The organism is Streptomyces sp. HUAS YS2, assembly GCF_033343995.1.
Classification (GTDB): Bacteria; Actinomycetota; Actinomycetes; order Streptomycetales; family Streptomycetaceae; genus Streptomyces; species Streptomyces solicathayae.
Genome location: NZ_CP137573.1, coordinates 382,325 through 395,925 on the forward strand (window position 1 = coordinate 382,325; position 13,601 = coordinate 395,925).

12 protein-coding genes are annotated in these 13,601 nt (G+C 71.8%); 5 read left to right on the forward strand and 7 right to left on the reverse strand.

All coding sequences use genetic code 11. From position 1 onward, the window contains the following. Positions 1–388 precede the first annotated feature (388 nt). The 4 genes from R2D22_RS01830 (at position 389) to R2D22_RS01845 (ending at position 6,023) form a co-directional block, all read left to right on the forward strand. Complete coding sequence (locus R2D22_RS01830; RefSeq protein WP_318100516.1) at positions 389–1,474, forward strand: UDP-glucuronic acid decarboxylase family protein; 1,086 nt, start codon at positions 389–391, stop codon at positions 1,472–1,474. A gap of 108 nt (positions 1,475–1,582) precedes the next feature. After that, positions 1,583–3,472 (forward strand): glycosyltransferase, encoded by a 1,890-nt coding sequence (locus R2D22_RS01835; RefSeq protein WP_318100519.1) that lies wholly within the window; start codon positions 1,583–1,585, stop codon positions 3,470–3,472. Between the two features lie 35 nt (positions 3,473–3,507). Further along, entirely contained in the window at positions 3,508–4,530 is a 1,023-nt protein-coding gene (galE, locus tag R2D22_RS01840) for a UDP-glucose 4-epimerase GalE (protein WP_318100522.1), read from the forward strand. 56 nt (positions 4,531–4,586) lie between these two features. Further along, positions 4,587–6,023: a UDP-glucose dehydrogenase family protein gene (locus tag R2D22_RS01845; protein WP_318100524.1), complete on the forward strand. Its 1,437-nt coding sequence runs from the start codon at positions 4,587–4,589 to the stop codon at positions 6,021–6,023. Positions 6,024–6,123: 100 nt separating this feature from the next. Here R2D22_RS01845 and R2D22_RS01850 read toward each other — a convergent pair whose 3' ends face one another. The 7 genes from R2D22_RS01850 to R2D22_RS01880 all read right to left on the reverse strand — a co-directional run bounded on the left by R2D22_RS01850 (position 6,124) and on the right by R2D22_RS01880 (position 12,272). Beyond that, entirely contained in the window at positions 6,124–6,987 is an 864-nt protein-coding gene (locus R2D22_RS01850; protein ID WP_318100527.1) for a GNAT family N-acetyltransferase, read from the reverse strand. Positions 6,988–7,074: 87 nt separating this feature from the next. Further along, on the reverse strand, positions 7,075–7,569 hold the full coding sequence (locus tag R2D22_RS01855; protein WP_318100530.1) for a DUF1877 family protein: 495 nt from the start codon (positions 7,567–7,569) through the stop codon (positions 7,075–7,077). Between the two features lie 92 nt (positions 7,570–7,661). Then, the gene (locus R2D22_RS01860) at positions 7,662–8,717 is read right to left on the reverse strand and encodes a S66 family peptidase (protein ID WP_318100532.1); all 1,056 of its coding nucleotides are present in this window, start codon (positions 8,715–8,717) and stop codon (positions 7,662–7,664) included. 128 nt (positions 8,718–8,845) lie between these two features. Next, entirely contained in the window at positions 8,846–9,067 is a 222-nt protein-coding gene (locus R2D22_RS01865; RefSeq protein WP_318100534.1) for a hypothetical protein, read from the reverse strand. 63 nt (positions 9,068–9,130) lie between these two features. After that, positions 9,131–9,871, reverse strand: a complete 741-nt coding sequence (locus R2D22_RS01870) for an SDR family NAD(P)-dependent oxidoreductase (RefSeq protein WP_318100536.1) — start codon at positions 9,869–9,871, stop codon at positions 9,131–9,133. Between the two features lie 60 nt (positions 9,872–9,931). Continuing rightward, a complete protein-coding gene (locus R2D22_RS01875) occupies positions 9,932–10,486 on the reverse strand; it encodes a GNAT family N-acetyltransferase (protein ID WP_318100538.1) in 555 nt (184 codons plus the stop codon). Between the two features lie 97 nt (positions 10,487–10,583). Beyond that, positions 10,584–12,272, reverse strand: coding sequence for a right-handed parallel beta-helix repeat-containing protein (locus R2D22_RS01880; protein ID WP_318100540.1), 1,689 nt, complete (start codon positions 12,270–12,272; stop codon positions 10,584–10,586). Positions 12,273–12,538: 266 nt separating this feature from the next. On the opposite strand from R2D22_RS01880, the gene R2D22_RS01885 reads away from it, so the two are divergent. Continuing rightward, positions 12,539–13,582: a LacI family DNA-binding transcriptional regulator gene (locus tag R2D22_RS01885; protein WP_318100542.1), complete on the forward strand. Its 1,044-nt coding sequence runs from the start codon at positions 12,539–12,541 to the stop codon at positions 13,580–13,582. The last annotated feature ends 19 nt before the right edge of the window (positions 13,583–13,601 follow it).

The following is a 13,601-nucleotide window of genomic DNA, read 5'->3' on the forward strand; positions in this document are numbered from 1 at the left end:
CTCGAGCGCCACCGTCCCGCCGCCGCACCGCCCTCCCTTTCCCCGCCTCCGAACCCGTACACGGAATTCACGTGTGCGACGGAATGGGCCGACCGGGCAGGCACGCGCGGCCTGCCCTCACACATACGCGTGACACCTGCGGATTACGCCGTTCGAAAGCCGAAGTGCCATGGAACTGGGCGGCAACCCCTCGTGCGCCCCCGAACGGTACCCGCCGAACAGACCATCAGCCGATTTGCCGTCGGGAAAATGACTACGTATGCCCATACTCTCGTCCTGCGTTTTCCGAGAGAGTGCTCCGCTTTTCGGATCATCCGGTCATCTTCCTTCCGGACGTTCGCGCGGCGGGGCGTGAGGCCTTTCCGCTTCCCATTCCTGGAGAAACAAAATGCGCGTTGCCGTGACCGGTGGCGGTGGTTTCCTTGGGTCACACCTGTGCGAGGCGCTCTTGCGGCGCGGCGACTCGGTGGTGTGCCTGGACAACTTCTCGACGGGCGACCCCGAGAACATCGCACACCTCCTGTCCGACCCGGCCTTCGAGTTCCACCACGCCGACGTGAGCGTGTCCGTGGAGGTCGCCGGCCGCGTGGACGCCGTCGCTCACCTGGCGTCCCCCGCCTCCCCGCCCGACTACCTCCGCCAGCCGCTGGAGACCCTCGCGGTCGGCAGCCGTGGCACCGAGAACGCCCTGCGTCTGGCGCTGCGCCACGACGCCCGCTTCATCCTCGCGTCGACCAGCGAGATCTACGGCGACCCGCTGGTCCACCCGCAGGAGGAGGCGTACTGGGGCAACGTCAACTCCATCGGCCCGCGCAGCGTCTACGACGAGGCCAAGCGGTACGCGGAGGCGGTCTCCGCCGCCTACCGCCGCACGCACGGCGTCGACGTCGGCATCGCGCGGATCTTCAACACCTACGGCCCCCGGATGCGGCCGCACGACGGCCGTGTGGTGTCCAGCTTCATCACCCAGGCGCTGACCGGCGAGCCGCTCACCGTGTACGGCGACGGCACGCAGACCCGCAGCTTCTGCTACGTGGACGACCTCGTCCGCGGCCTGCTCGCGCTCCTCGACTCGTCCGAGCTGGGCCCGTTCAACCTGGGCAACCCCGTCGAGCGCACGGTGACCGAACTGGCCGAGATCGTCCTGGAGATGACCGGCTCGGCGTCCGAGGTGAAGTACCACCCGCTGCCCGTCGACGACCCGGTCCGGCGCCGCCCGGTCATCACCCGGGCCCGTGACGTGCTGGGCTGGGAGCCGGAGACCGACATCACCGAGGGCCTGCGCCGGACCGTCGCGTACTTCGCGTCCGAGCCGGAGCGGCTCGGCGCCTCGGCCGCCGCCATCCGCGGCGGCCAGGACGAGACCGTCCCGCTGGCCGCGGCGACGGCCCCGGCCGCCCCGTCCCAGACGATCCCCGCCCCGGCGACCGCCGCCACCGGCGTGGCGACCGGCTCGCCCGCCTCGGGAGGCTGATCCGCGGCCCGTGGCCGGGCGGTCGCCGCCCGGCCACGGCCCTCTTCCCTCCGCCCTTCCCCCAACCGATCACGGCCCGTTTCCGCACCGCCTGGAGAACTCGCTGTCATGACGTCGCTGGAGCAGAGTCCCGTCCACGGGACCGGCACCGTCCAGGATCCCCCGCTCCACTCCCCCGCCCCCGGCTCACCGGAGGAATGGGAGGCGCTGGGCGAGGAGATCCGTGCCTTGACGAACGGTGCGGTGGCCTCCATCGGCCCGGACGGACCGGTGTTCGCGACGCCTCCGCGCACGCTCGCCACCCTCCGGTCGAGCTTCGTGCGGCAGTTCTCCGTGGGCGACCGCGTCCTGGTGGCCGCGCTGTCCCTCGGCTGGGTGGCGTGCACGGCCTGGTTCTGGATGTGGTGGCTCCAGCCCGCGCACCGGGCCGGCTGGGTCGGACTGGCCGTCAACAGCGCCCTGCTGATCTATCTGACCCTGCTCCCCCTGCACTTCCTGGTCGCGATGATCCGGATGCGGCGCTTCGACCCCGCCGTCGAGGTCCCTCAGCTGCGCACCGCGTTCGTCGTCACCCGCGCCCCGTCGGAGAGCTGGGACATCGCCCGCACCACGCTGGAGGCGATGCTCGACCAGGACTTCCCGCACGCGTACGACGTGTGGCTGTGCGACGAGGACCCCACGGAGGAGATCCTCGACTGGTGCCGTGCCCACGGCGTCGGCGTCTCCTGCCGCCGAGGCCGGGCGGACTACCATCGGGCCGACTGGCCGCGGCGGACCCGCTGCAAGGAGGGCAACCTGGCCTTCTTCTACGACCACTGGGGGTACGAGCACTACGACGTCGTCGCCCAGCTCGACTGCGACCACGTCCCGCAGCCGCACTATCTCGCCGAGGTCGTCCGCCCCTTCGCCGACCCCGCCATCGGCTACGTCGGCGCACCCAGCATCTGCGACGCCAACGCCGACCACTCCTGGGCCGCCCGCGGCCGGCTGCACCGCGAGGCCACCTTCCACGGCCCCGTGCAGCTCGGGCACTCCGACGGCCTGGCGCCGCTCTGCATCGGCTCGCACTACGCGGTGCGCACCCAGGCCCTGCGGAACATCGGCGGCCTCGGCCCCGAGCTCGCGGAGGACTTCACCACCACGTTCCTGCTCAACTCGGCAGGATGGCAGGGCGCGTTCGCGATCGACGCCGAGGCCCACGGTGACGGTCCGATCACCTTCGCCGCCATGGCCACGCAGGAGTTCCAGTGGTCGCGCAGCCTGGCCGTCGCACTGTTCGGCATGCTCCCGCGCCACTTGGGGCGGATGCCCGGCAAACTCCGCCTCCGCTTCTCCTTCGCGCTCTCGTACTACCCGCTGCTCGCCGTGACCACCACGATGGGACTGGCCCTGCCTCCGATCGCGGCGGTGACCGGGCTTCCCTGGATCAACGTCAACTACTTCGAGTTCCTCGGCCACTTCTGGGCCATGTCGTTCTGGCTGATCCTGCTCACTCTGCTGGCCCGGAGCCGCGGCCTGCTCCGACCCCGGAGCGCGCCGGTCCTCAGCTGGGAGAGCTGGCTGTTCGGGCTCGCACGCTGGCCGTACGTCGCGTGGGGCGTCTCCGCCGCCGTGATGCAGAAGCTGCGGCCCCGTCAGATCACGTTCAAGGTCACGCCGAAGAAGCGCGACGGCCTGGAGCGGCTCCCGCTGCGCACCGTCGCCCCGTACCTCCTGATCACCTTGTTCCTGTCGGGCGCGGCCCTCGTCGGCCAGTTCACCGGTCCCGCCTTCGGCTATGTCTTCCTGTGCCTCCTGGGCTCGCTCTCGTACGCCACGGTGACACTGTCGATCGGCGCGCTGCACATCGGCGAGACGGCGCGCGCCGCGGGCGTGCCGCGGTACCGGGCGTTGCGCACCGCCGCCGTACCGATGACCGCGGGACTGCTGGCCCTGGTTCCCCTGGCGCTCGCCGTCGCCGTCTTCCCCACCTACCTCGCCGGCTTCTACGCCTGGTGACGGCCCCCGCGGCCGATCGAGAAATGAGGTCTCCCGTGCCCCAGACAGTCCTGGTGACCGGCGGCGCCGGTTTCATCGGCAGCCACACCTGTGTCGAGCTGCTCCGGTCCGGCCATGAGGTCGTCGTCCTCGACGACCACTCCAACAGCTCCCCCGAGTCCCTCGAGCGCGTCGCCAAGATCGCGGGCCGTCCGATCGCCGCCGCCCACACCGCGGACGTACGCGACCGCCGGGCCCTGGACAAGGTCTTCGCGAGCCACAAGATCGACGCCGTGATCCACTTCGCCGCGAAGAAGGCCGTCGGCGAGTCGGTGCAGATCCCGCTCACGTACTACGACATCAACGTCGGCGGCACCACGGCGCTGGTCTCCGCGATGCACGACCACGGTGTGCACCGGCTGGTGTTCTCGTCGTCCTGCTCGATCTACGGCAACGCCACGGTCGTCCCGCTGACCGAGGAGTCCCCGGCCGCGCCCACCAATCCGTACGCCACGACCAAGTGGACCTGCGAGCGGATCCTCGCGGACCTGTGCCGCAATCTGCCGGAGCTGCGGGTACTGGCGCTGCGGTACTTCAACCCTGCGGGCGCCCACCCCACCGGGCTGCTCGGCGAGGACCCGCGCGGCATCCCGAACAACATCATGCCGTTCCTCGCCCAGATCGCGGTGGGCCGCCGTGAGGAACTGAGCGTCTTCGGCGACGACTACCCGACGCCGGACGGCACCGGGGTGCGCGACTACATCCATGTGGTCGACGTCGCCGAGGGTCACCGGGCCGCCCTGGACCACATCGACGACGAACCCGGCATGCGGGTGTTCAACCTCGGTACCGGGCGCGGTTCGTCGGTCCTGGAGCTCGTGAAGACCTTCGAGGAGGTCTCCGGCCGGCCGATCCCGCACCGGATCGCCGCGCGCCGGCCGGGTGACGTCGCCGAACTCGTCGCCGACCCGGCGAAGGTCGAGTCCGCGTGGGGCTGGACCGCGCGGCGCGACGTGGCCGCGATGTGCCGCGACGCCTGGAACTTCCAGCAGCAGAACCCGTACGGCTACGCCCCCTGAGGCGCCTGTACTCCTCGCACTTCATCAGCATCGTCGTTCAGACAGGAGAATTCCGCATGCGGTTGACCGTCATCGGTACGGGATACCTGGGAGCTGTGCACGCCGCGTGCATGGCCGACATCGGGCACGACGTCCTCGGCGTCGACGTCGACATCGAGAAGATCACCGCCCTCGCCGAAGGCAGACCCCCCTTCTACGAACCGGGACTCGACGACGTCCTGACCCGGGCCCTCGCCTCCGGCCGGCTCCGGTTCACCACCAGCCTGCGGGAGGCCGCGGCGCACGGCGAGGTCCACTTCATCTGCGTGGGCACGCCGCAGCAGGCCGGCTCCCAGGCCGCCGATCTGCGGTACGTGGACGCCGTGGTGGACGGCCTCGCGCCGTACCTTCCCGCCTCGTGCCTGGTGGTCGGCAAGTCCACGGTCCCGGTGGGCACCACCGCACGTCTGACGTCCCGTATCGCCGGACTCGCGCCGGCGGGCGTACGGGCCGAGGTCGCGTGGAACCCCGAGTTCCTGCGCGAGGGCTTCGCGGTCGAGGACACCCTGCGGCCGGACCGGCTCGTCGCCGGCGTCGTCAGCGAGCACGCCGACGAGACGCTGCGCCGGGTGTACGCCCCGATGATCGAGGCGGGCGTTCCGTACATCAGCACCGACCCGAACACGGCGGAGCTGGTGAAGGTGGCGGCGAACTCCTTCCTCGCCACGAAGATCTCCTTCATCAACGCGATGGCGGAGGTCTGCGACGCGGCGGGCGCGGACGTGGTCACGCTCGCCGACGCGCTGGGCCACGACACCCGGATCGGGCGGCGGTTCCTCAACGCCGGTCTCGGCTTCGGCGGGGGCTGCCTGCCCAAGGACATCCGGGCGTTCACCGCCCGCGCCCAGGAGCTGGGCGTCGGGCCGGCGGTCGCGTTCCTCGACCAGGTCGACGACATCAACAAGCGTCAGCGGGCCCGCACCGTCACGCTGGCCCGTCAGATGGTCGGCGGCGACCTCACCGGCCGCCGGGTGACCGTGCTGGGCGCCACGTTCAAGCCGAACAGCGACGACGTGCGCGATTCGCCGGCGCTGGCCGTCGCGGCGGCGCTGCACCGCGAGGGGGCCGACGTCCGGGTGCACGACCCGGAGGGCACGGCCAACGCGCGGATCGCCCACCCGGAGCTGCGGTGCAGCTCGGATCTGCTCACCGCCTGCCAGGGCGCCGAGATCGTGCTGCACCTCACCGAGTGGGGCCAGTACCGCGAGGTGGACCCGGTCAAGCTGGGCCGCGTCGTACGCAATCCGATCCTGATCGACGGGCGCAACGCCCTGGCGCACGAGGAGTGGCGGGCCGCCGGCTGGACCGTCAAGGCCCTCGGCCGTCCCGCCCCCGCGGACCGGCCGCAGGTCGCAGCGGTCCACGAGCCGCTGCGCGCCACGATCGCGTCGCCGGCCGGCGAGCCGGAGCCCGCCTCGGCGCTGGCCTCGGCCGTGCCGGCCGCCTCGGCGTAGACCCGCGCCCGCGGGCCCCGTCCTGCCCCGTCCTCGCGCACCGTCCCTGCGGACCGGCCTCGCGACGGCGGGGCGGACGCCTGCCACGGCCCGCCGCGCGTCACTCGCCGTCGGGGCCGCTCTCCGCCTCGGCGATGAGCGCGGTACCCACCCGGCGGAAGCCGAGCCGTGCGTAGATCCGCGCGACGTCCTCGTCACCGGCGGACAGGAACACCGTGCGGACGCCCCGTTCCCGGGCGTCCGCCACCAGCGCCGAGGTCACGGCGAGCCCCAGTCCGCGCCTGCGGGCGGCAGGCAGCGTGCCGACACCGACGACCTCGCTGACGGAGCCGACCGGTTGGTGCTGTCCCGCGCAGAGCACCGTGTCGTTCTCCAGAGCGGCGGCGAGCCGCGTCAGTCCGGCCGTCATCCGGCCCGCGACACGGTCCGCGGATCCGTCGCCGGCGTGCTGCCGCATCAGGTCCGCCAGTTCGGGCGCGCCGGCGGCGCCGACCTGCGTGCCGGGGTCGGCGAAGGCGAGGTGCGGGACGGTCACCGCGCCGAGCAGCGCGGGATCGTCCGCGTCGAGCAGCCGTACGACGACACCGTCCGCACGCGGCGGCTCCGCGGCCTCGGCGGGCGCGTCGAGGTCCAGCGCCATCAGCGGGTGCGCGTGGACGACGAGCCCGGCGCCCTCGACGGCGGCACGCAGGCCGGGGGTGGTCTCGTCGACCCACTCGAAGGCCTCCGGCACGCCCAGTTCCCGCTGCCGCGCGCGGACTCGCGCCACGTCGTCGGCCGTCGCCCCGGCTGCCGCCTTCACCGTGGGCCGCGCGTAGTAGGGCCAGCCCGCCCCCTCCTGCACGAACAGCGTCAGCGGCCCGAAGTCCTCGGCACGGGCGGAGGAACGCGGTACGGCGTCGTAGTAGCGCTCGATACGGTCCAGCAGGTCACGGCGGCACTCAGGATCAAGATCGGAAGTCACGCCGGGCATCCAAACACGAGCCCGTGCCACCCCGCACTCCCTTTCCGCTCGCGCCCCTTCCGGCCCCCCGCTCCATCCTCCGCGCGGTCAGTACCAGAACGCCTTGACGACTTCGTACCCGGCCGCCGCGGCCCGCCGGTAGAACCCCTGCAACCGGACATGGTGGCCGCGTATGTGCTGCCTCAGCTCGTCCTCGTCGGTACCCGACCCCGGCCCGGCGAGCCTGGCTCCCATCATGGCCCACAGCGCGTCGAAGTCGGCCCGGTCCAGGAACGCCGCGGCCTCGCGCACCTCCTCGGGCCCGAGCAGCACGAACGGCGGTCTTCGCCCCCCGAGCACGTCCACGACCCGCCCTCCGTACACGGCCAGTTCGCAGCTCCCGCCGTCGCTCTCGTCCAGCGAGACCGCGGCCGAGTGGAGCTGCCCCACCACGCCGAAGTCCTTCTCGATCGACGTCGAGACTCCTGCCGCGGACTCGACCGCGTGGGCGTCCCACGCGTCCCGCATGAACGTCTCCAACCAGACCGCGTCTGCCCGGACTTCCCCCGCCGGCACCGCGCGCAGGTGCATGTGAAAGCTCATGTCGTCGCCCCTCCCCCGTGACGGCCCGACGACCGGACCGTGGGAACGACGCTATCCCCCGCCACCGACAACGGCGGTGTGCCACTCGTCGGTCAGTAGGTGACGGTGATCCGCCGCGCGACCCCGTCCACCCGCACCGTGCCGCCGTACGGGATCACCACCTGCGGGTCGGTGTGCCCGAGGTCGACGTCGAAGACGGCGACAGTCTCCGGCGCGTAGGCCGCCAGCGCCCGCAGCACCGCCTCGCGCTGCTCGCTCGCGTACCGCCGTCGGCCCTCGGCGTCGTGCGGCCGCTCGAAGGACCACGCCTTCGCGCGGCCCATCAGCAGGGCGGGGAACCGGGCGAGCAGTCCCCGCTCGCCCATGTTCCGCAGGATCCAGAACACCTCGTCGGCGCCGGGGAGTTCCTCCGAAGTCTCCAGGAACAGCACTCCGCCCTCGTACGCCGCCGGGTCGCGGGCGATCTCCCGGTCGGCCATCAGCATCCAGGACAGGATCTCCAGGTTGCCGCCCCACGCCGGGCCCTCCACGGTCCGCGCGGGCCCGTGCCAGATCCATCCTCCGCCCGGCTCCGTCAGCGGCGCGCTCTCGAAGGTGGCGGGATCGGCCCAGTCTCGGTCGATGTCGCGGTACCGCTCCGCGGGGCGCAGTTCGTACGGGCCGGAGGTGAAGAGGGCGGCTCGGAGCGAGTCGGCGGTCATCGGGTCCATCGCGTGCGGGCGGCCCAGCTCGGTCATCACGCAGGCCCCGTGGTAGCCGACGATGCCGAGGTTCCGCAGGGCCAGGAGCAGATTGGTGTTGTCGCTGAACCCGAAGAAGGGCTTGGGGTTCGCGCGCAGCAACTCGCGGTCGAGATGCCGCAGGACGGTGATCTGGTCCTCGCCGCCGATGGAGGCGATCACGGCTTTGATCTCCGGGTCCGCGAAGGCGGCGTGGATGTCGTCGGCCCGCTGCCGCGGTGTCGCGTCCGGCTTCCGCGTCGTCGGGTACTCGACGGGTTCGAGCCCGAACTCCTCGCGCAGCCGGCGCAGTCCGAGCTCGAACGGCAGCGGAAGGATTCCCGGGAGCCCGCCGGAGGGCGAGAGCACGGCGACGCGGTCGCCTGGCACGGGCTTGGGCGGGTAAACGGGCGTCGCGGAGATCGTCATGGTCAGAGGCTAGGCGGGGGCGCCCCGCCGGTCATCCGACTTTCCCGCGCCCCGAGCCCGTTCGGGAAGCACGAAGGGGCGACGATGGCCGGTAGGCCGTCGTCGCCCCTTCTCCGGTGGCCCGGTGTTCAGTGCTGCGAGAGGAGTCCGCCACCCGCAGCCGGTCCCGCGAGCTCACTGCCACCGATGGTCGAGACGGTCTCGTTCACGATCGACCCGACGGCCGTCGGGTCCGGCGGGAAGCTGAGGCCTTCGGCGCCGACGTCGGCGGAGGCGGGAGAGGGGCTGACGATGGCTGTGACGACGCCGGCGGCGAACGACGCCACGGCGAGCATGCTGCGCTTCTTCATGACCAGAACAACTACCGAGCGGCGATTCGGTCACGCCCGCGTCGCCAGGAACGTCCGGTCGCGTCAACGACCGCCGGAGACGCGCAGCACCGTGCCGGTCGTGTACGAGGCGTCCGCCGACAGCAGCCAGGCGACGGCGGCTGCGATCTCCGCCGGCTTCCCCGGCCGCCCCAGGGGGGTGAACGCCGCCGACTTCTCGGCCCGGTCGGGGTCGCCCATGGCCGCGTGCATGTCGGTCTCGATGGTGCCAGGGGCGACCGCGTTGACCCGGATCCCGTCCGGCCCCAGCTCCTTGGCCAGGCCGACCGTCAGGGCGTCGGTGGCCGCCTTGGTCGCCGCGTAGTGGACGTACTCGTTCGGGCTGCCGAGCGTGGCCGCGGCGGACGAGACGTTGACGATGGCTCCGGAGCCGTGCGCCGCCATGTCCCGGGCCGCCCGCCGGCAGCACAGCAGGTAGCCGAGCAGGTTGACCTCGACGACCCGGCGCAGGTCCTCGGTGCGGGCGTCGGCGAGCCGACCGAGCGGGCCGGTCACACCGGCGTTGTTGACCAGGCCGGTGACCGGCCCGAGTTCCTCCGCGGCGACGTCGAACAGCCGCTCCACGTCCTTCTCGTCGGACGTGTCGACGCGGACGGTGGCGCAACGGGCGCCCGCCGCGCGGACCTCCGCGGCGGTGGCCTCGGCGGCCGCCTCGTCGCGGACGTACCCGAGAACGAGGTCATGGCCTTCGGCGGCCAGGCGGACGCAGGTCGCGGCGCCGATGCCGCGGCTGCCTCCGGTGACGACGGTGACCGGACGGGACATGTGGTTCCTCCCCTGGATCGTGCGTGTGGGGTGGCGTCCGTGCGGGGACACCGGGTGCGCTCAGCGCTTGAGCTCGTGCGCGAGCGCCGCGTAAATGTACTCGCTGCCCCAGCGCTCGCCGTCCAGGTCGTTCTCCACGAGGTGGGCCTCCCGCCGCATGCCGAGGCGCTCGCACACCCTCGCCGAGCCGGTGTTCTCGACGTCGAGCCGGGCGAAGATCCGGTGCGCGCCCAGGCTGTCGAAGGCCGCGGCGGCCGCGGCGCGGGCCGCTTCGGTGGCGTACCCCCGGCCCTCGTACGCCGGGTGGAGGGTCCAGCCGATCTCCGCCTGCCGGGCGTGCGCGCTCGCCAGCTTCAGGACGATCTCGCCGATGACGCCGGGCTCGTCCGCGCGGCACACCGCGAGGACGAGGTTGTCGCCGTCCGCGGCCCAGCCGGCCGGCTCGGCGAACCCGTCGATGACCTCCGCGCAGCGCTCGCGGGTGCGCGGCGGCCGGTACAGGTAGCGGGCGACGCTCTCCAGGCCCTGGTACGCGTACATGTCGTCGATGTCGTCCGCCGTGAACAGGCGGAGGATCAGCCGGTCGGTGGTGAGGGGCAGCGCGATGGGGGCCATGTGCACTCCTGGGGTCGTGGTCCGCGCAAGAGGCTATGCGCGGACCACGACCCCAGGCACCCGGATTCCGGTCCGGCGGCGCTGTGTCCCGCCCGGATCAGTCCTTGTCCTTCGCCTGCGCGGCCCCGATCGTCACAGAGTTCCGCAGCCGGTTGCCGAAGTAGTCGACGGGCCCCGGGTCGACGCCGAACGCCGCCGGGCCGTGCAGGCCGGACAGCTCGGACACGCACCGCGGGACGAGGTTCCCCGCTCCGGCCCGGTCGGTCACCGGCGCCGCCGCGTCCGTCAGGCACGGGTCCTCGCTGGAGCCGGTCGGTTCGCCGTCGAGGACCTCCTGGCGCGACGCCGTGCGCCAGCTCGCCAGGGTGGTGAAGCGCTTGGCGCCCCACAACAGTGCCCAGCGGCCGGTGCTGTGGTAGTCGTTGCCCTGGAGCCGGAGCTTGGTGGGGCTGTAGGACGAATCGGCCTCGACGAGCGGGCCGCCGTCGGTGACGAAGATGTTGTTGTGGACGCGCACGCCGGTCATGCCGTCGCGCAGCCGGAGCGCCGGCGGCCGGTCGTTCGCCTCCTCGGCGGACTTCAGTCCGGCGGTCCGCATCAGCACCGTGTTGTGGTAGATGTCCACGTTCCTCATGCGGGTGCCGTAGGCGACGATGCCGCCGTACTCGGGGAGTTTCCGGGCGTCGTCCCAGCTCATGTTGAAGCGCACGGTGTTGTTCCTGTGCGCACCGGTCGGCTGCCCCGAGTAGACGAGGAATCCGGGCCCGTCGTTGCCGTAGGCCAGGTTGTACTGCATGACGGAGGACGACACGTTGTTGTCGAGTCCGAAGCCGCCGCCGTCGACCCGCGAGCCGGTGCGGTTGCGGTAGGACTTGTTGTTCTCCAGGACGACGCGGGTGGAGTCGTACACCCAGACGCCCTCGGGCCCTTCGAGGGCGTCGGCGGCGGACTTCGCGCCGTTGTCGTGCGACACCGAGCGCATGACCTTGGCGTCCCGGACGCTGCCGAGCGCGATCCCGCTGCCGGTGTTGCGTTCGTCGCTCGTCGGGTCGCCGGTGTTGCCGTACGCCTTCACCCGCTCGATCCGCAGCCCCTCGTGCGCGTAGGTGGGGTCGTCGGCCTCGAACTCGGGGCCGAAGAAGGCGAGCCCGGCCTCGAGGTTGTGGTGCACGGAGGTGTCGGCGATCCGCACGTCGCTGAATCCCGCGCCGTTCTTCCCCGCTCCGATGCTGATCCCGTTCTCGAAGCCGCTCGCCTCGACGTTCGAGATCCGGACGTGGTCGAGGCGCCGGGCGTTCGGGAGGCTGTTGTGGAAGGCGATCCCCATGGCTTCGCGCCGGGGCCGGCGTTCGCCGACGAAGGTCAGGTTCCTGATCTCGACCCCTGCCGTGTTGCGCACGGTGATGCCGGAGGTGCCGCGTGGCGCGATCGTGGCGCGGCCGGTGCCGTAGGAGTCGATCACGACGGGCCGGGTCGCGCTGCCCGCCTCGCCCTTCTCGAGACTGAGGGTGCCGCGGAACCGTTCGCCGCCCTTGAGCCGCAGCCGGTCGCCCGGCTTGAAGCGCACGTCGTTCGCGTGGTCGAGGGTCCGCCAGGGCTTCCCCGGCGTCAGGCCGTCGTTCTCGTCGTCGCCGTCGGGGCTCACGTAGAAGGTGTACGGGCCGCCGGAAACGGGGCGGGCGGGGCGGTAGACGCCCGGCACCTCACACCCTGTCAGCAGCAGGAGCACTGCGGCCGAGACTCCTGCGGCGGTCCTCGTCGTCCGGCTCCGCTTCACCGCGTTCACTGCGCACCCCTTAGGAACGTTCCCGTGCCACATCAAGCACACAACACGACACAGTGCCAGAAATCGGGCAGACGAAACGCCACCGACGGCGCGGCATCCGAGTCACGTACGCCTTCATCCGCACCGGTGATCCACTCGACCGTGGGCGGCCGCCGCGGGGGCTCGTGCGCCACAGGCGATCATTGGCCGGAAGGTATGTGAAAAAGCGTCAACTCCGTTCCCCGGCCGGGAATCGAGGCCCCGTCCAGGCCTACCATCAGGTGAACATGACGACTGCAGCTCACCGACGCGTCAGGGCGGGTATCCGGGACGTGGCCGCCGCCGCCGGGGTCTCCATCACGACTGTCTCCGACGCGCTCAACGGCAAGGGCCGGCTCCCGGACGCCACCCGCCGCCACGTCCGCGAAGTCGCCGACCGACTGGGCTACCGCCCATCAGCGGCGGCCCGCACCCTCCGTACCGGAAAGTCCGGCCTCATCGGCCTGACCGTCACCACCTACGGGGATGAACCTTTCACCTTCACCGAATTCGCCTACTTCGCCGAAATGGCCAGAGCCGCCACATCCGCCGCACTCGCCCGCGGATACGCCCTGGTCATCCTCCCCGCCACCAGCCGACACGACGTCTGGTCCAACGTCGCCCTCGACGGCACCGTCGTCATCGACCCCTCCGACCACGACCCCGTCGTCACCGAACTCGTCCGACAAGGCCTCCCCGTCGTCTCCGACGGACGCCCCGCCGGCACCCTCCCCGTCATCGCCTGGGTCGACAACGACCACGAAGCCGCCGTCCTCGACCTCCTCGACCACCTCGCCGACGCCGGCGCCCGCCGCATCGGCCTCCTCACCGGCACCACCACCGACACCTACACCCGACTCTCCACCCAGGCCTACCTCCACTGGTGCCGACGCGTCGGACAGGACCCCGTCTACGAGGCCTACCCCGCCCACGACCCCTGCGCCGGAGCCGTCGCCGCCGACCGACTCCTCGCCCGACCCGACCGACCCGACGCCGTCTACGGACTCTTCGACCCCAACGGCACCGACCTCCTCGCCGCCGCCCGACGCTACGGACTCCGCGTCCCCGACGACCTCCTCCTCGTCTGCTGCAGCGAATCCACCGTCTACGCCACCACCGAACCCCCCATCACCACCCTCTCCCTCAAACCCCGCCGCATCGGCACCGCCGTCGTCCAACTCCTCATCGACGCCATCGAAGGAATCGGTCACAACAACCCCGACAGCATCACGATGCCCACGCAGCTCATCACCCGCACATCCAGCCGCGGGCGACGCCACTGCGACGCGTAGATCACTGAACGGGCTATAT